Source organism: Micromonospora phaseoli, from assembly GCF_900109115.1.
GTDB lineage: Bacteria > Actinomycetota > Actinomycetes > Mycobacteriales > Micromonosporaceae > Micromonospora > Micromonospora phaseoli.
Genome location: NZ_FNYV01000001.1, coordinates 645274 through 670828 on the forward strand (window position 1 = coordinate 645274; position 25555 = coordinate 670828).

Sequence of the window (25555 nt, forward strand, 5' to 3'; positions counted from 1 at the left end):
GGAAAGCTGAACCATGGCACGGCGCAAGGAAACGAAGGTCGACCACTCCGCGTTCGACCGGGCCGGCGCGCGGATCATCGACAACCCGCTGACCACCGAGGTCTCCGACTCCTACCTGGAGTACGCCTTCTCGGTCATCCACTCCCGTGCCCTGCCCGACGCCCGCGACGGCCTCAAGCCGGTGCACCGCCGCATCCTCTACTCGATGTACGAGTTGGGTTTCCGCCCGGACCGGCCGTACGTCAAGTCGGCCCGGGTGGTCGGCGATGTGATGGGTCGCTACCACCCGCACGGTGACACCGCGATCTACGACGCGATGGTCCGGTTGGCGCAGGACTTCTCGCTCAACGTGCCGCTCATCGACGGGCATGGAAATTATGGGAGCCCGGACGATGGACCGGCAGCGGCGAGATACACGGAAGCCCGGATGTCGCGGGAGGCGATGCTGCTCGTCGGTGAGCTGGGCGAGGACACCGTCGACGTCGAGCCCAACTACGACGGCTCACTGACCCAGCCGACCGTGCTGCCGGCGGCCTTCCCGAACCTGCTGGTCAACGGCACCTCCGGGATCGCGGTCGGGATGGCGACCAACATGATCCCGCACAACCTGGGCGAGGTCGTCTCGGCGGCCCGTTGGCTGATCCGGCACCCGAGCGCCACCCTGGACAAGCTCATGGAGTTCGTGCCCGGCCCCGACCTGCCCACCGGCGGTCTGCTGCTCGGCCTCGACGAGGTGCGCCGGGCCTACGAGACCGGCCGCGGCGTGGTGCGGATGCGCGGCAAGGTGGAGATCGGCCCGCTGGAGGGCAGCAGGGGCCGGCAGGCCATCACCGTGGTCGAGCTGCCCTACGGCATCGGCGCGGAGAAGGTCATCGCCGCGATCACCAACGAGGTCACCAAGACCAAGCGGCTCACCGGGATCGCCGACGTCAAGGACCTCACCGACCGGGAGAGCGGTACCCGGCTGGTCATCGAGTGCAAGGTCGGGGTGAATCCGCAGGCGCTGCTCGCCGACCTGTACCGGCTCACCCCGCTGGAGCAGTCCTTCGGCGTCAACAACCTGGTGCTGGTCGACGGGCAGCCGCGCACCCTCGGGCTCAAGGAGCTGCTGGAGGTGTTCCTGGCCCACCGGTACGAGGTGGTGACCCGGCGCAGCGCCCACCGCAAGCGTAAGCGGGAGGAGCGGCTGCACCTGGTCGACGGCCTGCTGATCGCCCTGCTCGACATCGACAAGGTGGTCAAGCTGATCCGGGCCAGCGAGGACGCCCAGGCGGCCAAGAGCGGCCTGATGCGCCAGTTCAAGCTCTCCGAGATCCAGGCGACCTACATCCTGGACACTCCGCTGCGTCGGCTGACCAGGTACGACCGGCTGGAGCTGGAGGCGGAGCAGACGAAGCTGCGCGGCGAGATCGCCGAGCTGTCCACCATCCTCGACGACGAGAACGTGCTGAAGAAGGTCGTCTCGGACGAGCTGGCCGCAGTGGTCAAGCAGTTCGCCGCGCCCCGACGGACGACGCTGGTCGACGGTGACCTCAAGGAGGTGCTCGCCGCGTCCGCGCCGGCCGGGCCGCTGGAGGTGGCCGACGACCCCTGCCAGGTCATCCTGTCGGCCACCGGGCTGGTCGCCCGTACCGCCGCCGAGTCGGAGGAGGCCGCCGAGGGGCGTCGCCGGCACGGCCGGGTCAAGCACGACGCGGTACGCGCCGTGGTGCACTCGACCGCACGGGGCCGGGTGCTGCTGGTGACAAGTGCGGGTCGGGCGTTCAAGGTGGATGTGCTGCCGCTGCCGGTGCTGCCCGAGCAGGCCGGCACGGTGTCGTTGCGCGGCGGGATGTCCGCAGCCGAGCTGGTGCCGCTGGAGCCGGGGGAGACGGTGGTGGGTCTCGCGCCGCTCGGCTCCACCGCCGGCGGATCGCCGGGCCTGGCGCTGGGTACCCGGCAGGGTGTGGTGAAGGTGTGTGCCCCCGACTGGCCGGTGCGCTCGGACGAGTTCGAGGTGATCGGGCTGCGCGACGACGACGAGGTGGTCGGCGCGACCTGGCTGGCCGACGGCACCGAGACGTTGGCCTTCCTGACCAGCGCGGCGTCGCTGCTGCGGTTCCCCGCCGGCACTATCCGTCCGCAGGGCCTCAAGGGCGGCGGCATGGCGGGCATCGCCCTGCCGGCCGGGGCTCAGGTGGTCTTCTTCGGCGCGATCCGCACCGACGATCCGCAGCACGGCGAGCCGATGGTGGTCACCTCGACCGGCGCGACGGTCAAGGTGACGCCGCTGGCGGCGTACCCGGCGAAGGGGCGGGCGACCGGCGGGGTGCGCGCCCAGCGGTTCCTCAAGGGTGAGACCGACGTGGTCGTCGGTTGGATCGGCCCCCGCCCGGTCGGCGCCACCGCCACCGGCGATCCGGTGGAGCTGCCGGCCGCCGACCCACGCCGCGACGGCTCGGGTTTCGCCGTGATGCTCGGCCCAACCGTCGTAGGCCACCAGATCGACCGCAACTAACCGCCCGGCACGCAACCCAACTATTGATCATGAGGTTGGCGGTTCTTCCCGAGATCAACAGCGCCGCTGACCTCATGATCGACAGTGGTGACGGGGTTCAGGCGACGCCGGCCGGGCGGAACTGGACGCTGACCCGGGGGCCGACCGGGCGGGCGGTCTTGGGCACGGCATGTTCCCAGGTGCGCTGGCAGGAGCCGCCCATCACCACCAGGTCGCCGTGGCCCAGCGGGAAGCGCAGGCTGGCACCGCCGCCGCCGCCGCGCGGGCGGAGCAGGAGTTGGCGGGGCGAGCCGAACGAGACGATGGCGACCAACGTGTCGGTGTGCGCGGAACGGCCTTGGGTGTCGCCGTGCCAGGCGACGCTGTCGCGGCCGTCGCGGTAGAGACACATTCCGGCGGTGACGAACGGCTCGCCCAACTCGTCGGCGTAGTGCCGGGTCAGCGTCTCCCGGGCGGCCGCCAGCACCTCGTGCGGCAGCGGCCGGCCGGCACCGTACCAGCAGAGCAGCCGAGGCACGTCGACCTCGGCGTCGTACATGGTGCGCCGCTCGGCTCGCCACGGCACGTCTCGCAGCAGCAGGTCGAGCACCTGGTCGGAGCCGTGCACCCAGCCTGGCAGGTGATCGACCCAGGCGCCCTGGGTGAGGGTGTGTCGGCGCAGTTGGCCGCGCAGCGGCCCGAGGGTGGGTGCGGCGTCGGTGACGTCCAGCATCGACGGCTGGTACGCGGCCTGCGACATGCGGCCACCCTAGCAGCCGATTAGTACACGTGTATGACCTCTGGTCGGCGGGCGAGTGTGTCGAGTACCGCGTCGACCACCCGTTCCCGTCCGCGCCCGTCCACCGCCGCTTGCGCCCGCGCGGACAGCGCCGCCCGCTGCGCGCCGTCGCCGAGCAGCCCGCCAAGGGTGCGCGCCGCCGTCAACCGGGCCGCCGCACCGGCCGGGCCGGCGGCAGCCAGCTCCGGCAGCTCGCCGAGCCCGGCGACGAGCCCCGCCGCGACCACCCGGTGGTACGACTCGCGCTGGTTGTCCACCACACAGACCAGAGCCGACGCGGCCCCCAGGCAGCACAGCTCCCAGGTCGAGGTGCCGGCCGCACTGACCACCAGGTCAGCGGCGGTGATCAGGGTGGGCAGCCCGTCGGTTGGTGGCACCGGCAGCAGCGACTGTCCCGGCCCGGGTGCCAGCCGGTCCAGTCGCGCGGCTATCCCGGGTCGGCCGACGACGACGGTGAGCTCCATCGGTAAGCCGGTCGACAGCAGCACCTCGGTCAGCACCGGTGCCGCGCCGGCCGCGTCGGTACCGCCGAAGAAGGCCAGCACCGCCGGCCGCTCCACCGCCGCCGGATGGTTTGCCACCGGCCCGTCCGTCACCAGAGGGTCCGGCGCCGGCCGGGCCGACGCCGGCGGCCGGGCCGCCAGCACGGTGTCGCGCAGCAGGGCGTAGCCGCTGCCGGCCAGCAGCCGCCCCGCCGGCACCGCCAGGTCGGTGCCGAAGTTCTGGTCGAGGTAGAGGTCGGCGTCCTGGCCCCGGGTGTCGCCGTCGACGATGGCGAGGGTCACCACGCCGGCGGCGCGTAGCGCGCCCGCTCCGGCGGGATCCAGCTCGTAGGAGTCGAGCACCAGCACGTCCAGGGAGTGCCTGCGGGCCGTCGCGACCAGCCCGTCGGGGGTGTCCGGACCGGGGTGCAGCGGGATGCCCCGGGCGGCGAGTTGCCCGGCCGCCCAGTCGATGCCGTCGACGGCGCCGAACACCTCGACCGTGGCGCCCCGGGCCAGGAACTCCTCGCCGAGGGCGAGACAACGGACCAGGTGCCCGACGCCACGCTGCGGCCCGGCGTCGCAGCGCAACCCGACGCGTACCGGGCTCAGCACTCCTCCAACCGCTTCTGCCGTACGTCGGCGTTGAGCGCGCGCAGCGCCGGCTGCCCGTCGAGCCAGTCGGCGAGCTTGGCCAGCGGCACGCTGACGTCACCGAAATGCTCGGCCACCGTGCGGACCAGGTCCCAGTCCGGCTCGGTGTCCAGGGTGAGCCGCAGCTGCGAGCGGTCCGGTGTGAGGGTCACGCCGAGCACCCGGAACAGCTCCGGATGGGCGTACGCGTACGAGGTGACGTGCACCCGGTGGTGGCCGGTGGCGAGCCGGTCGACGGTGCGCAGAGCGTCCCCCCGGATGATCTCGACGTCCAGCCCGCGCGGCAGGGTACGGGCGATCGACGTGCTGGCGTAGTCCAAGCCTGGCACGGCGCGGTACACCGAGGCGACCAGCGCGACGATCTCCGGGTCCAGCAGCGGGCAGTCGGCGGTGAACCGCATGACCGCGTCGGCGGGGTGGGTGTCGAGCGCGCCGATGAACCGGCTCAGCACGTCGTCGATCGGCCCCCGGTGGCAGGCGACGCCGAGCCGGGCGCACTCGGCGACCACCGCGTCGTCGCCGGTGTCGGTGCTGGTCGCCACGACCAGGTCGGCGAGGACCCCGCTGTCCTGGGCGGCCCGGACCACCCGGCCGAGCACGCTGCGGCCGGCCAGGGGCCGCAGCACCTTGCCGGGCAGCCGGGACGAGCCCATCCGGGCCTGCACGACCCCGACAATTCGTTCGGTCACTTCTGCTCCCGTTTCGTCTGTTCCTGCCGTTTGGCGGCGATCGCCTCGCGGGCACGGCGCTTGGCGGCTCCGGCGCCCCGCTTGGCCATCCGGGCCGGGGTGATGGCCAGTCGGCCGACCTTGTAGCTCAGCGAGCCGCTGAGAAGGTTGATCTTCGCTTCGGCCCGGCGCAGGGCCCGCTCGCGTGCGTTGAGCAGCTCCTCGGTCCACCTGAGCAGCGCGGCCAGCCGGGTGTTCTCCTCCCGTTCGCGCAGCCAGGTCTCGTACATCTGCTGGTAGCTGCGTGGGCCGGTCGGCGGGACGGGCCGCGTCTCGGTGTCCGGGTCGACCCGCCGGTCGGACTCCGGCCCGCGTAGCGCGACGCTGACCGTGGCGTCCGTCTGCACCGCTGTGGCGACCACCGCCCGGTCGAAGTCCCGTCCGGCGACCCCACCGAGCACCACGGTCAGCCCCGCGACGTCCAGAGTGGAGGTCCACGGGTGGGCGTACCCGCCGGCGAGCAGCTCGGTGGCGAAGCGCCACAGGGTCCGGGCCAGCACCACGTCGACCGGTAATCCGACGCCGGCCCGCCAGCTCGGATCGAGCACCGCGAAGCGGTCACCCGCGACGACCAGGTTGTCCGCCCCGGCCAGCGCGACCGCCCCGGTGAGCTGTCCGCGCTCCGCCTGGCCGTCGAGCCACTCGGCATACCCGCGCAGCAGCCGGCGCAGCCGGGCGGTGTCGCGGCGCAGGCAGCCGTCGAGCAGCAGGCTGCGCAGCAGACGCCCGTCGGGCACCGGCCCCTGCGGTCCCCGCGGGTCGCGGTGGGCGGCCGGCCGGCCGTCGTACGCCGTCGGCGTCGGCCCGCTGCGGTCGCCCAGGTCGGTACGGCGCCAGCACCAGCCGTGCGCTTCGTCGAGCACCTCGACCACGCCGCCGCCCGCAGCGGCCCGCACCAGCGCCACCGGCAACCCGTCCGGCCCCCCGAGCGGGCTGTCCGGCTGCTCGCTGCGGGTGCTCTGCGGCCCGTCGGTCGCCCGGCGCGCGAGTAGCAGCCAGGACGGGGCCAGCTCGGCCGCGCGGCCGGCGTGCAGCGCGTCCACGGCCAACCGGGCCGGGTCGGCCAGCACGAACTGACCGGCGAAACCCTCGGTGCAGGCGTCGTGCAGCACCGCGTCGAACAGCCCGGAGGCGGTCGGCCGGGACAGCTGGTCGGCCGAGAGCAACGCGGTGGTCAGGTCGGGGCGCGGGTACGCGGCGTAGCAGGAGCCGGCCGGCACGCCCGCCGTGGCCAACCGGGCCCGTGCCTGGTCAAGGTTGGCCGGGAGGGAGGTGTCGAGCACCCCGCCGACCGTCCATTCGGCGTCGCCCCGGCCGGCGTACCAGCTTGTCGCGGTGACCAGCCGGTGCACGCCGAGTGGATTGTCCACCCGCAACAGCAGGTCACCGCCGGGTCGCAGGGCCGCCACCAGGCGCGCCAGCAGCCCGTCCCAGCCCAGCCGCTCGCCCTCGACCGACTCGACGGCGTCCAGCCCCGCGCCGGCGATCACCACGTCGTACTCCTCGCCGGTGGGCAGGCCGTGCGGCCCGGCCACCAGCACCCGGTCCACCCGGTCGGCGATCGCCGCCGCGTCCGGGTAGCCCCGCAGCAGGCAGGTGAGCCGGGCGTGGGCCAGCGCGTCGAGCAGCACCGGGTCGTGCGGGCCGGCCACCAGCACCCGGGCGCCGGCCGGCACCAGGCGTGCCGCCAGCGCCGCGAGCGGCCGGTCGCCGGCGCCGTCGCGCCGGTCGGACCAGGCGAGCATCTCGCCGCCGGGCAGCGCCACCGTCGGCGCCGTCTCGGTCGTCACGTCGTCTCCTCCTGCGGGTCCGCCCAACCCAGCAGCTCCCGCAGCGCGGCGGGCGGGTGGCGGTGGTCGGTGCCCAGTTCGGCGCGGGCGATCTCGACGGCGGTCGGCAGGTGCACCTGCTCGCCGTGCAGTTCGGGCCACTGTCGGCGGATCCGGGCGGTACCGCCGAACGTCGGGTCCTCGGCGGCCAGCACCATCGGGTCGCCGTACACGGCCGGCTCGCAGCCGGCGGCGATGCCGTAGAAGATGGCACTGGTCAGCCGGTTGGAGGCGACCCGGGCGTGCCGGCGCAGCTCGGCGAGCTGGCGGTGCAGGAACTCGGGGTCGGTGTCCTTCCACCAGTGGCCGCGGTAGCCGTGGCAGACGACCCGGAAACCGGCGTTCTCGTAGAGCCGGCGCACCCGGCGCATCCGGTGCTCGTGCCAGTAGAGACAGACGGTGACCGGGCCCGGTTCGGTGTCCCGGATCCGGGCGATCAGTTCCCGGTGGTCGCCCTTGACGTGCTGGCCCTCCCAGCCGTGGAACGGGTACCAGATGGTGCCCGCCCGCTCCGGCTGCGCCGGTCCCGGCTGCCTCGCCGTGGCCAGCAGGTAGACGAACGGAGCCCCGATCACCGTCACGTTGCGCCGCCCGACCGACCAGGCCCGCCGCCGGGTCTGCTCCGACCAGAGCAGGCTCGGCGTCCGCTCGGCGTACGGGTGCCCGGGGGCGAGACCGTCGCCGATGTTCCAGCCGTGCTGGATGTACCCGTTGATCCGGGGCGGATGCCCGTCGCCCAGCCCCGCGTAACGGGCCAGCACGTGGGCGTGGCCGTAGAAGTGGTTCGCGTGGTGCATCGGCGTCCCCTCAGGCGGCGGAGCGTACCGAGGCGCCGCGCAGAGCCGTGGCCAGCGCGTCGATGACGCGATCCTGGTCGGCGTGGCGCAGTCCGGGGTAGAGCGGCAGCGACAGCTGCTGGGCGTAGAAGGCCTCCGACACGGGGCAGCTGCCGCGCCGGTAGCCGAGGTCGGCGAAGGCCGGATGCCAGTGGGCCGGGATGTAGTTGACCTGCACCCCGATGCCGGCGGCCCGCATCCGGTCGTAGATCTCGCGGCGACGGCCGTCGAGCACCCGGATCGGGTACAGGTGCCAGGCCGGAGCGGCCCAGTCCCGCCGCCCCGGGGTGAGCACGCCGGGCAGGTCGGCGAGGGCCGCGTCGTAGCGGGCCACCAACTCGGCCCGGCGGGCCAGAAAGTCACCGAGGCGACGCAGCTGGCTGCGGCCGAGCGCGCAGAGCACGTCGGGCAGCCGGTAGTTCAGTCCGAAGGTGTGCACCTCCTGATGCCAGCCACCCTCGTCGGACCAGCGCTGCTCGTCGCGCTCCCGGACCAGCCCGATGTTGCGGAACCGGCGGGCCCGCTTGAGCAACTCCGGATCGGTCGTGGCGACCGCACCACCCTCGGCGGTGGTCAGGTTCTTGGTGGGGAAGAACGAGAACGTGGTCAGGTCGGCGAGCGTGCCGACCGGGCGGCCCCGGTAGGTGCCGCCGATGGAGTGCGCGGCGTCGGCGAGCAGCAGCGCGTCGGTGCCGTCGAGCGCGGTGCGCAGCGCGTCGTAGTCGGCCGGATGGCCGGCGTAGTCCACCGCCGCGACGACCTTCGTCCGGCCGGTGGTCGCGGCGGCCACCGCCGCCGGATCGAGAGTGAAGGTCTCCTCCTCCACGTCGGCGAAGACGATCCGGGCGCCGAGCGCCACCGCGCTGCTCGCCGTCGCGACGAACGTCATCGGTGGCACGATCACCTCGTCGCCCGGGCCGACGCCGGCCGCCGCGTACGCCACGTGCAGCGCGGCCGTGCCGTTGGAGACGGTGGCCACCCCGGCACCGCCGGCCCAGCCGGACAGGTCCGCCTCGAAGGCGGCGACCTCCGGGCCGGTGGTGAGCCAGTCGCTGCGCAGGGCGGCGACCACCGCGGCGACGTCGTCGTCGGTCACCGACTGTCGGCCGTACGGCAGCAAGGCGCTCATGTCGGCACTCCGCTGCGCTGCGTGCCGCCATGAGGCACCGTGGCACTGAGCCGGATGATTCGCTCGCTGCGCTCGCTCATGCCGCGATGCCGAGCATGTCGCGCAACTGCGCCACGCTGAGCCACTCGTCGTTGGAGTCCGACTGGTAGGCGAAGCCGTCCGGCACCGGCTCGCAGTCGGCGGGCGGCTGGTAACCCCAGGTGGCGATGGTCGGCTGCACGATGAAGCGGTCCTTGGCGATCAGGGTCCGTCGGCTGTCGTCCGGCGCGATCATCTCCTCGTGCAGCTTTTCGCCCGGCCGGATGCCGATCTCGTGCGTGGTGGCCTCCGGGGCGACCGCCTCGACCAGATCGAGGATGCGCATGCTGGGGATGCGTGGCACGAACAGCTCGCCACCCTGCATCTGGTCGAACGAGTCGATGACGAACTGCACCGCCTGCTCCAGGGTGATCCAGAAGCGGGTCATCCGCTTGTCCGTGATCGGCAGGCTCTTGCCCTCGGTGGCGAGTCGACGGAACAGCGGCACCACCGAACCACGACTGCCGACCACGTTGCCGTAGCGCACCACCGCGAACCGGGTCGGGTGGTGCGCGGCGTAGTGGTTCGCCGAGATGAACAGTTTGTCGCCGACCAGCTTGGTCGCGCCGTACAGGTTGATCGGGCTGGACGCCTTGTCGGTGGAGAGGGCGACGACCTTCTTCACCCCGGCCTCGATCGCGGCGTCGACGACGTGCTGCGAGCCGGTGATGTTGGTGGCGATGAACTCCGACGGGTTGTACTCGGCCGTGTCCACCTGCTTGAGGGCGGCGGCGTGCACGACGTGGTCCACCCCGTGCATGGCCCGGGTCAGCCGGTGCCGGTCCCGGATGTCGCCGATGAACCAGCGCAGCCGCGGGTCGTCGCCGAGCTGCTGGCGCAGCTCGTACTGCTTGAGTTCGTCACGGGAGAAGATCACCACCCGGGCCGGATCGGTCTCGGCGAGGAGGTGTCGCAGGAAGGTCCTGCCGAAGGAACCCGTGCCCCCCGTGACGAGGATGGACGATCCGCTCAGCTCGCTCAACTGCTGCTCCCGTGTTCGTCGGTTGTCCGGCTGGCCTTGGCCGGCCGGGTGCGAACGTTAGACCCGGCGGGTTAACGGGCTCACGCCCTCGGGTTAACCGCGACACGTGCGGTGGTGAATGGCCGGCAGCAGTACGGCGAACACCGCACCGTCCTGCGGTGTGCCGGCCCGGCGGCTCTGAGCAGGCCGTTAGGGTCTCGACCCGACCGGAACGGCGGCGCCGTGCACGACCGTGCACGACCGCGAACCGTCTCGGTCCAGGGGAGGGACGATGACCGCCGAAGCCGAGGCGATCCGGGCCGCGGACGCGGGCAGGTCCGCGCCGCCGGCGCGCCGGGGACGGGTACTGCCGCTGCTGCTGGTGCTCGGCTGGCTGCTCGGGGTGGCCTGGCGGGTCTGGCTGGCGCGGCACGCCGGCATGCCGTTCGCGCACACCGACGAGGACGGCTATCTCCACACCGCACGGGCCCTGGCCGGCGGTCCCGGCGGTTTCAGCAGCGAGAACGAGACGCTGCGCCGAATCGGCTACCCGTTGCTGATCGCTCCGGTCTTCCTGCCCGACCGCGACTTCGCCGACACCTACCTGATCGTCCGGATCGTCAACGCGGCGGTGAACGCGACGCTCCTGCCACTGGCCTACCTGCTCGGCCGCCGGCTGCCGGGGCTTCGGCGGGGGCCCGCCCTGGCGGCGGCCACGGTCGCGGCGACAGTGCCGGCGGCGGTGTTCCACTCGGCGGCGGCCATGACCGACGCGGTGCTCGCCCCGCTGCTGCTGGCCTGGCTGCTGGCGGTGCATCGGCTGGTCGAGCGGCCCGGTCCGGCCGCCGCCGCGCTGGGCGGTGCGCTGGCCGGCGCGTGCCACCTGGTGCACTCGCGCGGGCTGGTGGTCGTCGCCGCGTACGCCGGACTGGTGCTGGCGCTGGTCGTTCGCCGCCGGCTCGGGTCGGCCGGGCTACTGGTCGCCGTCCTGCCGGTGTTCGTCGCCGCCCTCGCCAACGAGATCGGGGTCCGGCTGCTCGGCGACACGGTCCACCTGCTCGGCAACCCGCCCGCCGGGAATGACCTGTGGGCCGTCATCTCCGGCCCGGGACTGGCACAGGTGCTGGCCTCGACCGGCACGCAGCTGTGGTATCTGATGGTCGTCACGTTCGGGCTGGCCGGACTGGGCGGTGCCGACGCGGTGCTGAGGCTGCGCCGCCCGGGTGACGAACCCGGCCGGTGGACGACCGGGGTGGCGCTGGTGGTCACCGTCGGGGTGGCCGTCGGCGCGGAGGTGGTCCTCGCGGGCGTGCCGGATCGGGTGGCGGACGCCATCTACGCCCGGTACGTGCAGATGCTCGCCCCGTTCTGGCTGCTCGTCGGCGTCGGCGTGCTGTTCACTGTGGCGTACCGATCGCTGCTGCGCACAGCGGCCGTCACGGTGGCACTGCTCGCTGTCGGCGGCGCGTTGGTCCACCTCCGGCTCGCGCGCGCCCTGGCGGGCGGCGCTGCGCTGCGCCACGGCGACTTCAGTGCGCCGGACCTCGCGGCGTTGACTGGCGGCTGGCAGGGGATGCGACCGCTGGTCGGGGCGGCGATCGGGGTCGTCGGCTGCCTGCTGCTGGTGCTGGTGGCCCGGCGTCGGCGGGCGCGGACGGTCCTGCTGGCCGCCCTGGTCGTGGTCAATGTGGCGACCACGCAGGTGATCGCGGAGCGGCTGATCCGCCCGATGGCCGACGTCGGCACGCCCGTGCCCGCCGTGGCCGACCTCGGCATCCGGCCGGTGGATCGGGTCGCAGTCTCCACCGGCGTGCCCTATCAGGTCCGGTACAACCTCGGCCACCAGGTCACCTGGACCGAGGTGCCGTGGTTCGCCGACCGGCCGCCGGCCACGGCCGACGTGGTCCTCGCGCGGTGGGCGCCCGGCGAGCCCGGCGACTGGGACGGCACCCGGCACGGCTTCGTCCGGCTCGGCGGCGACCCGGCGCGGAAATGGGCCGCGTGGCGCCGCCAGTGACCCGCATTTCCGGTCACGGAGTCGGCAGGTCGGCGGCGTCGAGTCGGCGGCGTCGGATTATCGGAACATCGCGTGAACAATGCGTGGACGGAATCGGAACAATCAGCGCCGGCGGCGGTTCGCGCGCTCCAGGGAAATGGGTAGGACAGTGATTTCCCGGCCGTCGTGTACCTCTCGCCGCTCAGCTCCCTCGACGAAACGGAACCGCCGGTTCATCTGGCGTACCACCGTGTTGTGGGCGAGCACCTCGCCGTCGAGTCGGTCCAGTTCCAGCACGTCGAAGGCGTGGTCGACCGCCTCCCGCATGACCTCCAGCCAGGCGGGCAACGTCTCGCCCCGCTCGGCCAGGCCGTCGCCGTCCAGGTAGAACCCCCAGGAGCCGGTCCGTGGACCGTCCAACCGCAGGTCGAAGAAGGTCACCGCGCCGCTCGGCACGCCGTCGCGGAGGTAGGTCAGCAGTTGGCGGGTCGGGTCGGCACGCACCGCCGACCACCACCGTCCGTGCTCCTGCACGGTGATGACGTGACTGGTCTTGCTGACCTGCCGGTTGATTTCCTGATTGCGCCAGGACAACATCAGGTTAACGTCGTCCTCGGTGGCGTCACGCAGCACGTACCGCTCGCTTTCGGATCTGTTTCCATGGTCACCGGGCACCCTAATCACCATTCACCTGGCTGTACACTCCGCCGCATGAAAGAATTGAGTCGTGCGCAGATTCGCGACCTCATGGCCCAGGTGCTGAAGAACCAGGGCAAGGTGCTGCCCGCCGACGACGCCGCGGATCTGCGGGAGGTCGGCTTCCGGTCGCTGGACTTCTCCGAGTTGGCGCTGCGGGTGGAGGACGAGACGGGGGAGGAGCTGAACTTCGACGCTCCCGGGTTGCGGCGGATCGCCACCGTCGGCGACGTACTCGACTTCCTCGTCGAGCTGCAGCGGCAGTGAGCGTCGGAACCGCCCGGCAGGCCGCCGTCCACCCGGCGGGCGCCGACAACCGGATCGTGGTCGCTGGTGCGACGTTGACCTGGCGCGATCTGCCGGAGCTGGCCCTGCCCGGCCCCGCCGCGGTGCTCGCCCACTCGGCGCGGCACGCGCTCGCCGCCGCCCACCACCACGCGGTGCACGGCACCGAGCTGCTGGTCAGCACCGCCAGCCGGGTCGACACGGGGATGCGTGACGAGCTGCGCGCCGCCGGGTTCACGGTGGCGGAGTTCGGCGCCGAGGCGGCCGACCCGGCGGCGGCTGGGCTGACGGCGGCTGGGCTGACGGCGGCTGGGCTGACGGCGGCTGGGCTGACGGCGGCTGGGCTGACGGCGGCTGGGCTGACGGCGGCCACCCGGCCGCGTCCGGCCGAACCCGGCCGCCTGTGGCTGCTCACCTCCGGCTCCACCGGCCGCCCCAAGCGGGTCGGGCACACCCTCGAATCGTTGACCACGGTCCGCGGCCACCAACCCGGCCGGACCTGGCTCTGCCCGTACGCCCCCGGCACGTACGCCTGGTGGCAGGTGGTGACGTTGTCGCTGACCCAGGCGGGGCAGCATCTGGTGGTCGTCGAGCCGGAGCAGCTCGACGACTGGCCGGCGCTGGCCGCCACGCACGGCGTGGACGCCGCCTCCGGCACGCCGACCTTCTGGCGTCGGGCCCTGCACCGTGACCCGGCCGGGCTCGCCCGGGTACCGCTGCGCCAGGTGACCCTCGGTGGTGAGCCGGTCGACCAGGCGATCCTGGACCGGCTGCGGGAGCTGTTCCCGGCGGCCCGGATCTCCTGGATCTACGCCTCCTCCGAGGTCGGCGCGGCCATCGTGGTGCACGACGGGCGGGCCGGGTTCCCGGTGCGGTGGCTGGACCGGGTCACGCCGGGCCGCCCCACCATCGGGGTGCTCGACGGAGAACTGGTGATCACCTCGCCGTACCACGGCGCCGGGTTGGCCGGCCCGGTCCGCACCGGTGACCGGGCGCAGATCCTCGGCGACCGGGTGCTGATCACCGGGCGACTCGACTCGGACGAGATCAACGTCGGCGGCAGCAAGGTCTCCGCCGGCGGAGTCCGTGACGTGCTCACGGCCCATCCGCAGGTGGCCTGGGCACGGGTCACCGGCCGTAGGGCACCGCTGCTCGGCCAGATGGTCGTCGCCGAGGTGGTGCCCGTCCCGGCCGGCCCCCCGCCGACCGGCGGGGCCGCACCCGTAGCGCCGGGGGACGGGCCGGACGAGGCGGCGCTGGTGCGCTGGTGCGCCGACCGACTGCCCGAGTACGCGGTGCCGCGTCGAATCCGCCTACTGACCGAGATTCCCGTCAAGGAGACCCTGAAGAGCGATGTCTGACCTCGCCACCTCTGCCCTGTCCGTACCGCCGTCCTCCGTGGTGCTCGTCTCCGGCGGCTCCCGCGGCCTCGGCCTCGCCATCGTCACCGACCTGCTCGAATCGGGCGTCAAGGTGGCGGCCTTCGCCCGTACCGTCACCTCCGAGCTGGCCAAGCTCGCCGAGGCCCAGCCGGACCGGTGCCACGTCGGCTCGGTCGACGTCACCGACCTCGCCGCCGCGCAGGCGTTCGTCCGGGCGGCGGAGGAACGCCTCGGTCCGATCGACGGCCTGGTCAACAACGCCGCTGTCGGGCAGGACTCGCTGCACGTGCACACCGCCACCGGCGACATCGCCCGGATCATCGAGACCAACCTGACCGCGCCGTTGCAGCTCACCCGGCTGATCGTGCGGCGGATGCTGGGCCAGGGACTGCGCGGTCGGATCGTCAACATCACCTCGATCTGTGCGCAGCGTGGGTTCCCGGGCCTGGTCGCGTACTCCGCCACCAAGGGCGGGATGGACGCGGCGACCCGCTCGTTGGCGCGCGAGTTGGGCGGGCGGGTACTGGTCAACGCCGTCGCGCCCGGCTTCTTCGCCTCGGAGATGTCGGCGGTGCTCGGCCAGACCCAACTGGACCAGATCGTGCGCCGTACCCCGACCGGCCACCTGACCGAGCCGGAGGAGGTGGTGCCGGTGGTGCGGATGCTGCTGCGCGAGCAGACCAACATCAACGGCCAGGTCATCGTGGTCGACGGTGCCGCTTCGATCTGAGCCGGCGCAGCGATGGTCCCGCGCCGACGGTGGTGCGGGGCCATCGGTGTCCGTCCTGCTCGCCGCCGCGCCGCGACATCTGCGGGTGGCGTCGGCCGCCGAGTCGGGTGATGCGGTCACCCGCAGCCACCTGGGCGACGGACGTTGCGTCGGCTGGTACGCCCCGCCGGTGCCCGGCTGGCAGGTGGCGATCGACGCCGAACGCACGGACGAACCGGTGCCCCCGGCGTTGGCCCGGCGCTTCGGCAGCACCGACTTCTGGGCCCGCTGGACCCGCACCGAGTGCCTGGCCAAGCTCGCCGACGTCCCGGTGGCGACCTGGTGGCAGCGGCACGGCCTGGAGGTGCCGCCCGACTCCTCGTGGCTGTGGCGCACCCTGACCCTGCCCGACCTGGTGGTCACCGTCGCCTTCGCCGCCCGCCCACACCTTCCCTGACGCCACCACCCCGCCGCGTCCCGGCCGCCGTCGCCACGCCGTCGCCACGCCTTCTGGACGCCGATCTAGGGAGAATCGTCGCTAGTCGATCTCCAGCAACGGCGATAAGCCCTAGATCGGCGCGGAGGGGGGAGGGGGAGGGGGAGGGGGAGGGGGGTTAGATCAGGTTCCAGCTCAGCGGGGTGCCGCGAGGCGTGTCGGCGGTGAAGTGGCGACCCAGGACCTGGTCGATCTCGGCTGGGGGGAGACCGCCGGCCGGGCGGATCGAGCGGACGTTGTCGGCGGTGACCTCGTCGCCAGCCCGCACGTCCGCCACCACGTAGAGCGAACGCCGGAAGCGCAGGCCCTCCCGCTCGGCCGGGGTCGGCCCGACGGCCGGGCCGCCGAGCGCCGCGTACGCCCGCTCCGACTCGACCACCAGGGCCGCCAGCTCGGTGGGGTTGAGGGAGAAGTCGGAGTCCACGCCGCCGTCGGCGCGGTCCAGGGTGACGTGCTTCTCGATGAAGCAGGCCCCGAGCGCCACCGAGGCGACCGGCACGCCGATGCCCGGGGTGTGGTCGGAGAGGCCGACGGGCAGGTCGAACGCGGCGGAGAGCACCGGGATGCGGCGCAGGTTGCTGTCGGCCGGCGGCGCCGGGTAGGAGGCGGTGCAGGCGAGCAGCACGATCCCGCCCGCCCCGCCGTCACGGGCGGTGCGTACGGCGGCGTCGATCTCGGCCAGCGTGGCCATCCCGGTGGAGATGACCATCGGCTTGCCGGTGGCGGCGACCAGCCGGATCAGCGGCAGGTCGACCAGCTCCGACGATGCGATCTTGTACGCGGGCGCGTCCAACTCCTCCAACAGCGCCACGGCCGAGGCGTCGAACGGGGAGGAGAAGACCGTCAACCCCTGGTCGCGGGCCCGCTCGAAGATCGGTCGGTGCCACTCGTACGGGGTGTGGGCCCGCTCGTAGAGCCGGTAGAGGTTCTCGCCACCCCACAGCTCGTGCTCGCCGGAGATGCGGAAGGCCGGGCTGTCCACGTCGATCGTGATGGTGTCCGGCCGGTACGTCTGGAGCTTCAACGCGTGCGCCCCGCTGGCGGCGACGGCATCCACGATGGACAGTGCGCGGTCGAGGTCACCGTTGTGGTTGCCGGACATCTCGGCCACCACCAAGGGGCGTTCCCCGGTGCCGACCAGGTGCGGCCCGATCTTGAGCGTCGTCATCACGATCCGTTTCCGTGCGTCCGTACCAATGACTGGTGCTGGGTGGGGGTCTCCGGTGCGGTGCCGGCAGCGGTCGTCGGGGTGTCGTCCGGCCCGCGCAGCCGCCCGGCCATCCGGTGGGCCCGCCGCAGCGCCGCGTACGCCAGGTAGCTGTCCCGGCCGACCAGCCGGTGCTTGAGCCCGGCCACCCCGCCCGGGCGGGGATAGCCGCCGTTCGGCAGGTACCGGCGGTAGTGCGCGGCGACCCGGCGGAAGAAGTCCCGCCGCAGGTGCGGGTGCAGCCGATCGTCGTTGCCTGTCACGACCAGGAAGTGGTTAACCATCAGGTCGAACAGCTCGGCGTGCCAGCGCCCCTCGGGATACCGCTGGCGCAGCCAGGCGAACAGTCGGTCGTACTGCTCGAAGGCGTCGAAGTGCCGGCCGCTGCGGGTCGAGGTGATGGCACCCTGACGGCCCTGGCGGTACAGGTAGCAGATCCGGTCCAACACGGAGATCCGTTCCGCGCCGATCAGCAACGGGTGGCTGAACGGGATGTCCTCGTACCAGCCGGGGTGGAAGCGCAGGCCCAGCTCGGCCATGAACGCCCGGCGTACCACCTTGTTCCAGGCGGTGTGCTGCACCCGCAGCAGCTGCGGCCGGTCGGTCAGCCGGGCCACGCCGGGGGTGCCGCGCAGCAGTCGGCTGCTGGCGTCCACCTCCTGCCGCCCGCAGTCGTGCATCCGCAGGTGGTCGACCATCATCACGTCGGGGCGGTCCGCCCGCAGCCGGTTCAGCACCGCGGCGATCGTGCCGGGGGGCAGCCAGTCGTCGCTGTCGACGAACCAGACGTACCGCCCGGTGGCCACGTCCAGGCCGGCGTTGCGGGCCGGACCGAGGCCGACGTTCGTGCTCAGGTGCAGCACCCGCAGCCTCGGGTGCTCGGCGGCGTACTCGCGCAGCAGTTGCCCGCACCGGTCCGGCGAGGCGTCGTCCACGGCGATCACTTCGACCGCCGTGGCCTCGTCGGCCGGGATGTCGGCGTGGATGGAGTCCAGGCACTGCCCCAGGTACGCCTCCACGCCGTACACCGGCACGACGATGCTCAGCAGCGGCGTTGGCGTCGGCTCTGTGACCACCCGGAAACCTTCGGCCACCCGGGTTGACGAACCTGGAACCTGACGTGGCCGGGCGCGGTGGAGTTTTTGAACAGCCGATGAGTGCCGAGTTAACGACGGTGAAGCGCCGTTCCTACGATCTGGGAACGGTGCAGGTTGTTGTTCGTACCGGTCAAGGAGGGTGAGGTGACCCTTCTGCGGGATGTTGACAGCGGGTAGGGCGGCGGATACGGAACGTGTCGAGCGAGGATCTCAACAATTACCTCAATCGATGGAGGGTCCATGGTGGGATTGTCAGCAGTGTGTAAGGCCACGGGGGGAGCAGGCAAAGCCAGCAAGCGCGTCGTACGCGCGGCCGTCATGCTCGCCGCCCTGCTGGTCGCCATCCCGCTGGGCGCGAGCCCGGCACGGGCCAAACCGGACTCCGACCCGGGTGTCGCGCCGCTGATCGTCGGCGGCGAGATCCAGACCGACGCCGACGGTCTGGCGGCGTTGCTCGTCGGCCTGCCTGATCATCGTACCTACGCCTGTACTGGGTCTATCGTCGACAACTACTGGGTGCTCACCGCCCGGCACTGTATCGAGGACGACGATGGCAACCGGATCCCGAACGACGAGTTGGCGGTGCGGGTCAAGAGCATCTACTGGAACTCGGGCGGGGGAGTGGTGAGAGTCGCCACGTCCCGGGTGCGCACGAACCACGACATCGCGATGCTGAAGCTCGAGCGATCCGCGAACGCGCAGACGGTCCGCCTACCCACCGCGACGACGACCGTGGGCGCCACCACCTATGCCTTCGGGTGGGGGGTGACGTGCCTGATCTGCGACCCGTCGTCTCGGGTAAGGCGAGCGACCCAGCGGGTCGAGTCGATCAACGCGGTTGACGCAGAGGGCGGCCGGGCGGTCCGAACCCTCGGCCTGAACGGGAACGTCTGCTTCGGCGACTCGGGCGGACCACTCTTCAAACTGGTGGACGGACTGCGCTATCAGGTGGGGGTGCTTTCAAACGGTGACACGCTCTGCGAGGGCAACGGCGACAACTGGGCGACGGTGCCGGACAGTCGGGCCTGGATCCTGAACGTCATCGCGACGGTCTGACGCTCGCCCTGGGTGCCCGGACGATAAAGGTCGGGGCACCCAGGGCGCCTCGCCCGAAGGCTCAGTAGTTGACGAAGCCGTAGAGCGCCAGGTGATTCGACTTGGTGCCGGAGACCGTGTGGTCGATGCTGGACTGCCGCACGTCACCTCGGATGAACAGGTAGTCGATTTTGCTGGAGTTCATCGTCGGCTTCGCACCGTAACCGGTCATGCCGAATCCGCTCAGGGTGTTCGCGGCGATGCCCGTGCGGTTCGCGTCGACACCGACGATCCGGATCGTCGAAGCATTCATCAGGCTGGTCGCGTCGGCACCGATGTGGATGCCGCTGCCCGCGATGCCGGTGTGGCCGGCACCACCGCAGGCATTCTGCCGGTTCTGCTCCGGAAGGTGCATGGTGGCGGCGAAGACCGTGGTCCCGGTCGCCTTGATGGTGAACCGGGCGGCGATGGCGCTGGTCCGCTTCCACTTGTGCTCGTTGGTGGCGCCGTCGTCGTTGCTCGGCGGCTTGTACAAGGTGCAACCCGCGCCGTTGTTGTAGGCCGTGCCCGGCTTCAGCCAGCCGGCGCTCCAGTACTTCGAGATGTCGCCCGATGACAGACTCAGCGTCCGGGTGTTCCAGATGATGGCGTTGGTCTGCTTCTTCTTGAGGTCACCCAGAGACTGGTCGCTGCACTTGTGCGTACTGCCCCAGGGCTCCGGGTCGGTCCAGACCACGATCGAGCCGTACGTGCCCGCAGGGTAACCGAACTTGGCCGCCAGTTGGTTCGCGTACGCCTCGGTCTGGCCGGTGCCGCGTAGCTGCTGCACGATGAGAATGTCGGGCGCGACGACCCCGGCGGTGCCCTTCTGACCGTTGTCGTCGACGAGTATCGAGGTGAGGTGATCCGGCCCGGAGATACGCGTGCACGTCCCGTCGGAGTTGTTCACCACGAGGTTCTCGATGTTGTTGTTGTAGACCCGAAGAACCCCGGCTGCGGCGGCTGTCGAATTGACGTCTGTCTTTCCGGCCGCAGCCGAGGCGGAACCCGGGAGGGTGAGCAGCACTACAGCGAGGGCGACGATTGCGGAACGTGGTCGATGCTTCAGACGCAAGGCGCATTCCTTCGACGAAGGTACGGCGTACCTGTGGGCGGTGTCAGAGGGTGCGCACTTTACATTGATCTTAATGGCTGGAACGCCCCGTCAGGCTGAACTGGGCAAACGCCGCGGCAGTCGTCTCTGGAGTGCGGCAGGGACGGCAGAGGCAGCGGTTGTGCGCCGGCTACCCGGGGTAGGGTGCCCGGCGGGCCGCACCAGGCCGGTTACGCGAAAGATCGCATCCGGCTGCCGTTCGGGCGGCCGGGAGGAGATGGGCGTGCGTGTGACGTGGTCGAGAACCGGGAGGTGGGCATGACGAGCACTTCCCTCGCGGCGCCGGCGACCACCCCGCCCGGGCGTACGGACGCCGACCGCCTGCCGTCGCTGACCGGCCTGCGGTGGGTCGCCGCGCTGCTGGTCTTCGGTTTCCATGCCGGCACCATGCGGATCATCGCCGAGCCGGGCCACCAGGCGGTGGTCGGCGAGATCTTCACCCTCGGCCTGTCCGGGGTGCAGTTCTTCTTCATCCTCAGCGGTTTCGTGCTGGTCTGGTCGGCCCGGCCGGGTGACTCCCGGCGACGGTTCTGGCGACGCCGGTTGGCCAAGATCTACCCGAACCACCTGGTGCTCTGGGTGCTGGCCATGCTGGCGATGCTGTGGTTCGCCGACCCGATCAACCCGGTGGCCGCACTGGAGAACCTCTTCCTGGTGCAGGCCTGGGATCCTCGGCCCGGCTACTTCTACAGTGTCAACAACGTGAGCTGGTCGCTCTCCTGCGAACTGTTCTTCTACCTGTGCCTGCCGCTGGCGCTGCCGGCGGTGCGCAGGGCCCGGCCATGGATGCTGTGGGCCGTGGTGATCGCGGTGCCGCTGCTGATCGTGGCGCTCTGGCCCGGGCAGACGCTGGTGCCGGAGCAGAGCCGCTGGTGGTTCGCCCAGGTGTTTCCGCTGGTCCGGTCGCTGGAGTTCTGGCTGGGGGTGGCTGCGGCCGAACTCATGCTGCGCGGGCGCTGGCGGGGCCCTCGGCTGCCCCTGGCCAGTCTGATCTTCGTCGCGACCTGGGTGGCGGCCTCCCTCTGGATCCGGGCCGAATTCTGGTCGGCGCTGCTGTCGGTGGCGTACGTCCTGGTCATCGCCGCGGCGGCGGACGCCGACGTGCACGGGCGGCGCTCACCGCTGCGCTCCCGCCCGATGGTCTGGCTCGGCGAGGTCTCCTTCGCCTTCTACCTGGTGCACGTCTTCGTGATCATGACGATCCTGCGGCTGACCGGCGACTGGGGGACTGGCCTGCCCGGCTGGTGGGGTCCGCTCGCCGTGATCGGGTTCCTCCTGCTCACCCTGGCGCTGGCCGGGCTGCTGCACCGGTACGTGGAACAGCCGATGATGCGCCGGCTGGCGCCACCCCGGGCGGCGCCGGGTGGTGCACCGCGACCGCTGGCGTCGGTTGGATCGCCGGCCGGAGCCCTCCCGCTGCAGCGGGCGCCGCAGGGCGACGCGGACCCGACGACGTACGCCGAGCAGGACCGGACCGTCCATCCCGGACGGTGAGCCGCAGGCGGCGTGACCTGCGAAGATCGGCGTCGACGTGGACGGCGCGCCGAACGGCGCGACACGCCCGCGCACGGTGCGATCGGGCGGTCGTGGCGGTAGCGTGACGATGTGCTTCCCGTCGCGCTCGCCTGTCCCCTGTGGTGGCTGGCGCGCTGGGCCGCGCGGGTGCTGACCGGGTTCGCGGTCGCTGCTGCCTTCACCCTCGGCGCCTGGGCCGCGCCCGCCAGCGCTGGGCCAGCCTGGGCCGCGCCCGCCAGTGCCGAGCCTGCCAGTGCGGGGCCAGCCTGGGCCGTGCCCGCCGATCAGCGCGGCGTTGCCGGGACCGTCCGGTCGGCGGCCGACACCACCCCGCCATCGGCCCGCGCCGGACGGGACGCCGCCGCGCCCGACGAGCTGACCGGCGCCACGACACCGATCGTGCTGGACGCCGGTGCGCGCGCCGACCAGACCGGCGCGCCCACGACGCCGCCGGTGGCTCCCGGTCGACCCGGGCTGAGGGTGCTCGGGACGGCCAGCACCGAGATCGTGTCGGTCCGGGCCGCTGTCGTGCTGGATGCCCAGGCGGCTCGCGGCCCTCCGCACGCCTGATTCCGACGACCGTCGCGTCGAGGTCCGGACATCCGGACACCGCACCCGTCCTGAGCCGTTGAGCCGGCCCGCCCACAGCTGGCGCGGTCCCGCCGGTGGCTCGACTTCCCTGTCGTGGTCGCGCCACGACGATCCGCTGCCGGACGGCGCCGTCGCCGTTCCGATCCTCCGCGAGGTACCACATGGAGAAGACCGTTCTCTACCAGTTCCTGATCGAGGTGCCCCGGGCCGCCGCCATCTGGTCGGTGCTGCTCGTGCTCGCGCTCGGCGTGCTCACGGCACTGGTCGCGCGCCCCGAGCCGACCGAGCCGACCGAGCCGGCCGGGTCGGCCGAGGAGCCCGCCGGCCGGGCCGAGGAGCGCGCCGCGACCGAGGCGGCCGATCTGCGCCGCTACGCGGGCGAGGTGGCGGTGGCGGCGACCGGCGCCGCGCAGAACGCCGATCGGCGGCGTACGGCGTGGCGGACCGCCCAGACGGAGTTGGACCGAGCCTGGGCCGCGTACGACGAGGCGGAGTCCACGGCTCGCCGGCTGGCCGGCACCGCCGGGCTGCCCACCCCGCGCACGTCGCGCACCCCCGCCGAGTACGCGGCCCGGGAGCGCTGGCTGCACCGCGCCGCGATGGCCGCCCACTGGCGCGGTGACCTGACCGCCCGGCAGTTGAGCGACGTGCTGGCGCGCCGGGCCGGCTGGGACCCCCGGCGTCACCCGGCCGAGCAGGAGGTCATCCTCGCCCGGGTGGTACGCGACAGCCGCCTGGCCGCCTACCGGGCCGCCGCCGAGCGGGAGCGCGACCTGTGGCGGGCGGCGGAGTTCGCCACCGAGGCGTCCCGTGCCCTGTCGGCCGAGGCGTACGCGGCCGTGGCGCGGCTCCGGCCGAACCGGATGCCCGCTCCCCGGCCGGCCACCGTCGGTCGTCCGACGGCGGTTCCTCGCTGGCGGCCCGCCCGACTCGGCTGAGATTCAGTGAGCCGGGTCACATCGCCGTCGAATCCGGTCAGTACGCGTAGTCGGGCCGATTACCGCAGCAATCTCCGTCGGCATTGTCCGGACCTTGTCCGGTTGTCGCCGAATGGGCCTGGAATGCCATGATCGCCATTGAGTGACGCCAGTTCCTGGATACCCGAAAATTGCGCCACTGGATCATGTTTAAGCAGCTCAGGCCAGGTTGGCTTCGACGTGACCGGCCAGTAGTGTCAGCGCGTCCGGTGCGGTAACCGATCGCAAGAGGCGACGCCGCACCGACCCGCTCAATCGTGATCTCACGAACCGGGGACCCACTGCACCACTGGGGTGAATCCGCGAATCCTCGCGGTAGGGCGACTTCCCGCCCGAATCCGTCAGCTAACCCGGTCGGCGGTGTCGGAAGGAGTTCCAACCTCGTGCAGTCCGTTGTGATCCCCCCGTTGTTCCCCCGCCTCCACGGCACCACGGTGTCCGCGCTCGCCGGCCTGGCCGCCGCGAGCTGACCACCGGTCACCGTCGCCGCCCGGTGTCCCCGGGCGCACCCCTGGAACGGCCCATCCCGCTCACCCCGGGCGGTCGTCGGTACCTCGATGCCGACCCGACCGCCGGAGCCGGTGCGCCGCTCTCCCCTCAGTCCTGTGGAGGAACCCGTGAAGCACACCCTCTCCCGCCAGCTCCGCCGGCTGGCCACGGAACGTCCGTACCAGATCGCCGCCGCGTCAGCCGCCGCGCTCGTGCTGGCGACCGGCATCGGTGCCGCGCTCGCCGGCACCGAGGAGACCCCGGCCGCCGCGCACACCACGACCGCCGTCGCCGAGCTGCGCGGTGACACCGCGGCGTCGCGCAACCAGAGTCCGGCCGAGGCCACCCCGTCGACCACCGCGCCGAGCAGCGCCGCGCCGAGCAGCGCAGCGCCGGCCAGCACCACCGCCTCCCCCTCGCCGAAGCCCACCTCGGCAGCGCCCGACCCCGATGTGACCAGCAAGAAGGCGGCGCCGAAGCCGCCCGCGTCGAAAATCCTCAAGTACGACCACCAGGCCCAGATCAACGGGTACTACTGCGGCCCCGCCGCCGTACGCAACGCGCTCAGCGCCGCCGGCGTCGAGCGCGGCCAGGATGCCCTGGCGGGCCAGCTCGGCACCACGTACGCCGGCACCAACTCGGCCGAGGACACCACCCGTGTCCTGAACGCCACCGTCGAGGGCAGCCCCTACGAGACCACGATGATCCGTGGCGGTGCGGCCACCCCGGCCCAGATGGACCAGCTCCAGGCGGACGTCGTCGCCGCAGTCACCGACGGGCGGGGCGTCGTGGTGAACGTGGCCGGCAGCGTCACCGACACCGCCGGTCGTTGGCACTCCTTCCCCGGCGGCCACTACGTCGCCGTGGTCGGCTACGAGGACGGCGGCCGGCTGGTCCGGATCGCCGACTCGGCCGACGCCTCGTACCCGTCGTACTGGGTGAGCACCATCGATCTCGCCAACTGGGCCGCGACCCGCGGCTACTCGGCCTGATTGACGCGTAACGCACGGAAGCCCTCGGCCGACCGGCCGAGGGCTTCCGTGTCGGGTACGTCAGGCGCGCGGGCCGTGCTGCTTCGCCAGGCCGACGAAGCTCGCCGGTCGGCGAGCTGATGCGGCGCCGAGGGGGCAGTGTTCCTCGAACTGTGATGTCACCTGGACATGATCATGTCCAGGTGACATCAGGCCGGAGCCGGACCAGGGGATCAGCACCGCTCCCAATTGAGGTTGAACAGGGTGTCGACGTCGCCCTCGGTCGTCGTCATCGACATGCTGACGTTCGAGCTTGCGGTGCCGGCGTCCACCCTCAGCTCGGTGTTGACGTTCAGCACCCGTTGCTGTCCGCAGGGTACGTAGACCAGCACGGGGGCGACGTCCGAGGTTCCCCAGAAGCCGTTGTACGGCCCGGTGAACGTCGCGTCTGTGTGGCTGGTCTCGGACGAACCCTGCCAGTAGTAGCTTGTGCGCTGTCGGCCTGTCGCCCCGGTGGGGATCCGGGCCCGGCCACGGTAGTCGGCCGCGGCGATGGCGATGGTCCAGCCCGCCGGCACGCTGACGAGCACGCCGAGCTGGCAGTTCTTCCGGCTGGCCGGCGCGTCGATGCCCCGGCCGGCCGTAGCGACGAAGTCGTAGTACCGGATCCGGAAGCCGGTGTTGTCGGGGTGGGCGACCACCCGGGCGGTGCCGGGCGCACAGCCCGAGCCATTGGCTGCTATCACCTCGACGGTGATCTCGCTCGCCGGCGGTGCGGCGGATCCGGCCGGTGCGGCGTGGGCCGGCGCGGACAGGGACAACGCGAGAACCGTGCCGAGTAAGGCGAAGATCCCGTGTCTCGCGCCGACGAGGTTCTTTGTCATTCCGTTCCTCTCGGATGCAGTTGATGTTCATCGAATTCAACTCGTGCATGATCGCCGTTTAGCCCCTGATGCTCTTCGCTTGCTGCCTCATTGCAGTGGA

23 protein-coding genes and 1 riboswitch are annotated in these 25555 nt (G+C 72.1%); of the genes, 11 read left to right on the forward strand and 12 right to left on the reverse strand.

The window, feature by feature from the left end; genetic code table 11:
- The first annotated feature begins 13 nt into the window (after positions 1 to 13).
- A complete protein-coding gene (locus BMY89_RS03005) occupies positions 14 to 2497 on the forward strand; it encodes a DNA gyrase/topoisomerase IV subunit A (protein ID WP_092374374.1) in 2484 nt (827 codons plus the stop codon).
- Positions 2498 to 2594: 97 nt separating this feature from the next.
- Here the strand turns inward: BMY89_RS03005 and BMY89_RS03010 are convergent, their stop codons facing one another.
- The 7 genes from BMY89_RS03010 to pseB form a co-directional block, all read right to left on the reverse strand.
- Entirely contained in the window at positions 2595 to 3236 is a 642-nt protein-coding gene (locus BMY89_RS03010) for an alpha-ketoglutarate-dependent dioxygenase AlkB (protein WP_092374377.1), read from the reverse strand.
- A gap of 20 nt (positions 3237 to 3256) precedes the next feature.
- Positions 3257 to 4369 (reverse strand): PseG/SpsG family protein, encoded by a 1113-nt coding sequence (locus tag BMY89_RS03015; RefSeq protein WP_092375477.1) that lies wholly within the window; start codon positions 4367 to 4369, stop codon positions 3257 to 3259.
- Positions 4366 to 5100, reverse strand: coding sequence for a cytidylyltransferase domain-containing protein (locus tag BMY89_RS03020; RefSeq protein ID WP_092374380.1), 735 nt, complete (start codon positions 5098 to 5100; stop codon positions 4366 to 4368). Before BMY89_RS03020 ends, BMY89_RS03015 begins: the two co-directional genes overlap by 4 nt.
- Positions 5097 to 6929: a hypothetical protein gene (locus tag BMY89_RS03025; protein ID WP_092374383.1), complete on the reverse strand. Its 1833-nt coding sequence runs from the start codon at positions 6927 to 6929 to the stop codon at positions 5097 to 5099. The genes BMY89_RS03020 and BMY89_RS03025 overlap by 4 nt, the downstream gene beginning before the upstream one ends.
- A complete protein-coding gene (locus tag BMY89_RS03030) occupies positions 6926 to 7765 on the reverse strand; it encodes a hypothetical protein (protein ID WP_092374385.1) in 840 nt (279 codons plus the stop codon). The genes BMY89_RS03025 and BMY89_RS03030 overlap by 4 nt, the downstream gene beginning before the upstream one ends.
- Before the next feature lie 10 nt (positions 7766 to 7775).
- Entirely contained in the window at positions 7776 to 8933 is a 1158-nt protein-coding gene (locus BMY89_RS03035; protein ID WP_092374388.1) for a DegT/DnrJ/EryC1/StrS family aminotransferase, read from the reverse strand.
- A gap of 76 nt (positions 8934 to 9009) precedes the next feature.
- Positions 9010 to 9993 (reverse strand): UDP-N-acetylglucosamine 4,6-dehydratase (inverting), encoded by a 984-nt coding sequence (gene pseB, locus BMY89_RS03040; RefSeq protein ID WP_092374391.1) that lies wholly within the window; start codon positions 9991 to 9993, stop codon positions 9010 to 9012.
- A 271-nt stretch (positions 9994 to 10264) separates the two neighbouring features.
- On the opposite strand from pseB, the gene BMY89_RS03045 reads away from it, so the two are divergent.
- Entirely contained in the window at positions 10265 to 11989 is a 1725-nt protein-coding gene (locus BMY89_RS03045; protein ID WP_092374394.1) for a glycosyltransferase family 39 protein, read from the forward strand.
- Between the two features lie 102 nt (positions 11990 to 12091).
- Here the strand turns inward: BMY89_RS03045 and BMY89_RS03050 are convergent, their stop codons facing one another.
- Complete coding sequence (locus BMY89_RS03050) at positions 12092 to 12655, reverse strand: GNAT family N-acetyltransferase (RefSeq protein ID WP_232521021.1); 564 nt, start codon at positions 12653 to 12655, stop codon at positions 12092 to 12094.
- 24 nt (positions 12656 to 12679) lie between these two features.
- On the opposite strand from BMY89_RS03050, the gene BMY89_RS03055 reads away from it, so the two are divergent.
- Genes BMY89_RS03055 through BMY89_RS03070 form a run of 4 tightly spaced genes read left to right on the forward strand, consistent with a single transcriptional unit; the run spans position 12680 to position 15497 of the window.
- On the forward strand, positions 12680 to 12931 hold the full coding sequence (locus tag BMY89_RS03055) for an acyl carrier protein (protein WP_092374400.1): 252 nt from the start codon (positions 12680 to 12682) through the stop codon (positions 12929 to 12931).
- Positions 12928 to 14310: an AMP-binding protein gene (locus tag BMY89_RS03060; RefSeq protein ID WP_092374403.1), complete on the forward strand. Its 1383-nt coding sequence runs from the start codon at positions 12928 to 12930 to the stop codon at positions 14308 to 14310. Before BMY89_RS03055 ends, BMY89_RS03060 begins: the two co-directional genes overlap by 4 nt.
- Positions 14303 to 15061, forward strand: coding sequence for an SDR family NAD(P)-dependent oxidoreductase (locus BMY89_RS03065; protein WP_092374406.1), 759 nt, complete (start codon positions 14303 to 14305; stop codon positions 15059 to 15061). Before BMY89_RS03060 ends, BMY89_RS03065 begins: the two co-directional genes overlap by 8 nt.
- A gap of 46 nt (positions 15062 to 15107) precedes the next feature.
- Positions 15108 to 15497: a hypothetical protein gene (locus BMY89_RS03070; RefSeq protein WP_092374409.1), complete on the forward strand. Its 390-nt coding sequence runs from the start codon at positions 15108 to 15110 to the stop codon at positions 15495 to 15497.
- Between the two features lie 157 nt (positions 15498 to 15654).
- On the opposite strand, the gene pseI is transcribed toward BMY89_RS03070, so the two are convergent.
- Positions 15655 to 16707 carry a pseudaminic acid synthase gene (pseI, locus tag BMY89_RS03075; protein WP_175510269.1) on the reverse strand — a complete coding sequence of 351 codons (1053 nt, stop codon included), beginning with the start codon at positions 16705 to 16707 and terminating at the stop codon, positions 15655 to 15657.
- Positions 16704 to 17819, reverse strand: a complete 1116-nt coding sequence (locus BMY89_RS03080; protein WP_092375481.1) for a glycosyltransferase family 2 protein — start codon at positions 17817 to 17819, stop codon at positions 16704 to 16706. The genes pseI and BMY89_RS03080 overlap by 4 nt, the downstream gene beginning before the upstream one ends.
- A 339-nt stretch (positions 17820 to 18158) precedes the next feature.
- On the opposite strand from BMY89_RS03080, the gene BMY89_RS03085 reads away from it, so the two are divergent.
- Complete coding sequence (locus tag BMY89_RS03085) at positions 18159 to 18896, forward strand: S1 family peptidase (protein WP_170147596.1); 738 nt, start codon at positions 18159 to 18161, stop codon at positions 18894 to 18896.
- A gap of 61 nt (positions 18897 to 18957) precedes the next feature.
- Here BMY89_RS03085 and BMY89_RS03090 read toward each other — a convergent pair whose 3' ends face one another.
- Complete coding sequence (locus BMY89_RS03090; protein WP_198413950.1) at positions 18958 to 19941, reverse strand: hypothetical protein; 984 nt, start codon at positions 19939 to 19941, stop codon at positions 18958 to 18960.
- A gap of 345 nt (positions 19942 to 20286) precedes the next feature.
- Here BMY89_RS03090 and BMY89_RS03095 point away from each other — a divergent pair, with 345 nt between their 5' ends.
- The 4 genes from BMY89_RS03095 to BMY89_RS03105 all read left to right on the forward strand — a co-directional run bounded on the left by BMY89_RS03095 (position 20287) and on the right by BMY89_RS03105 (position 24592).
- Complete coding sequence (locus BMY89_RS03095) at positions 20287 to 21522, forward strand: acyltransferase family protein (protein WP_232521022.1); 1236 nt, start codon at positions 20287 to 20289, stop codon at positions 21520 to 21522.
- A gap of 111 nt (positions 21523 to 21633) precedes the next feature.
- Positions 21634 to 22113, forward strand: a complete 480-nt coding sequence (locus BMY89_RS29770) for a hypothetical protein (protein WP_111313786.1) — start codon at positions 21634 to 21636, stop codon at positions 22111 to 22113.
- A 182-nt stretch (positions 22114 to 22295) separates the two neighbouring features.
- Complete coding sequence (locus BMY89_RS03100; protein WP_092374418.1) at positions 22296 to 23072, forward strand: hypothetical protein; 777 nt, start codon at positions 22296 to 22298, stop codon at positions 23070 to 23072.
- A 277-nt stretch (positions 23073 to 23349) separates the two neighbouring features.
- A riboswitch (cyclic di-AMP (ydaO/yuaA leader) is annotated at positions 23350 to 23486 on the forward strand.
- Between the two features lie 230 nt (positions 23487 to 23716).
- Complete coding sequence (locus tag BMY89_RS03105; RefSeq protein ID WP_092374421.1) at positions 23717 to 24592, forward strand: C39 family peptidase; 876 nt, start codon at positions 23717 to 23719, stop codon at positions 24590 to 24592.
- Between the two features lie 212 nt (positions 24593 to 24804).
- Here the strand turns inward: BMY89_RS03105 and BMY89_RS03110 are convergent, their stop codons facing one another.
- A complete protein-coding gene (locus BMY89_RS03110; protein WP_092374424.1) occupies positions 24805 to 25455 on the reverse strand; it encodes a DUF4360 domain-containing protein in 651 nt (216 codons plus the stop codon).
- Positions 25456 to 25555 lie beyond the last annotated feature (100 nt).

Excerpts from the sequence above, each read along its gene's own strand:
- BMY89_RS03065 (WP_092374406.1), top strand. The coding sequence starts at position 14,303 with ATGTCTGACCTCGCCACCTCTGCCCTGTCCGTACCGCCGTCCTCCGTG.
- BMY89_RS03055 (WP_092374400.1), top strand. The coding sequence starts at position 12,680 with ATGAAAGAATTGAGTCGTGCGCAGATTCGCGACCTCATGGCCCAGGTG.
- BMY89_RS03010 (WP_092374377.1), bottom strand. The coding sequence starts at position 3,236 with ATGTCGCAGGCCGCGTACCAGCCGTCGATGCTGGACGTCACCGACGCC.
- BMY89_RS03095 (WP_232521022.1), top strand. The coding sequence starts at position 20,287 with ATGACGAGCACTTCCCTCGCGGCGCCGGCGACCACCCCGCCCGGGCGT.
- BMY89_RS03030 (WP_092374385.1), bottom strand. The coding sequence starts at position 7,765 with ATGCACCACGCGAACCACTTCTACGGCCACGCCCACGTGCTGGCCCGT.
- BMY89_RS03045 (WP_092374394.1), top strand. The coding sequence starts at position 10,265 with ATGACCGCCGAAGCCGAGGCGATCCGGGCCGCGGACGCGGGCAGGTCC.
- BMY89_RS03050 (WP_232521021.1), bottom strand. The coding sequence starts at position 12,655 with ATGGTGATTAGGGTGCCCGGTGACCATGGAAACAGATCCGAAAGCGAG.
- BMY89_RS03005 (WP_092374374.1), top strand. The coding sequence starts at position 14 with ATGGCACGGCGCAAGGAAACGAAGGTCGACCACTCCGCGTTCGACCGG.
- BMY89_RS03035 (WP_092374388.1), bottom strand. The coding sequence starts at position 8,933 with ATGAGCGCCTTGCTGCCGTACGGCCGACAGTCGGTGACCGACGACGAC.
- BMY89_RS03085 (WP_170147596.1), top strand. The coding sequence starts at position 18,159 with ATGCTCGCCGCCCTGCTGGTCGCCATCCCGCTGGGCGCGAGCCCGGCA.
- BMY89_RS03100 (WP_092374418.1), top strand. The coding sequence starts at position 22,296 with ATGGAGAAGACCGTTCTCTACCAGTTCCTGATCGAGGTGCCCCGGGCC.
- BMY89_RS03110 (WP_092374424.1), bottom strand. The coding sequence starts at position 25,455 with ATGACAAAGAACCTCGTCGGCGCGAGACACGGGATCTTCGCCTTACTC.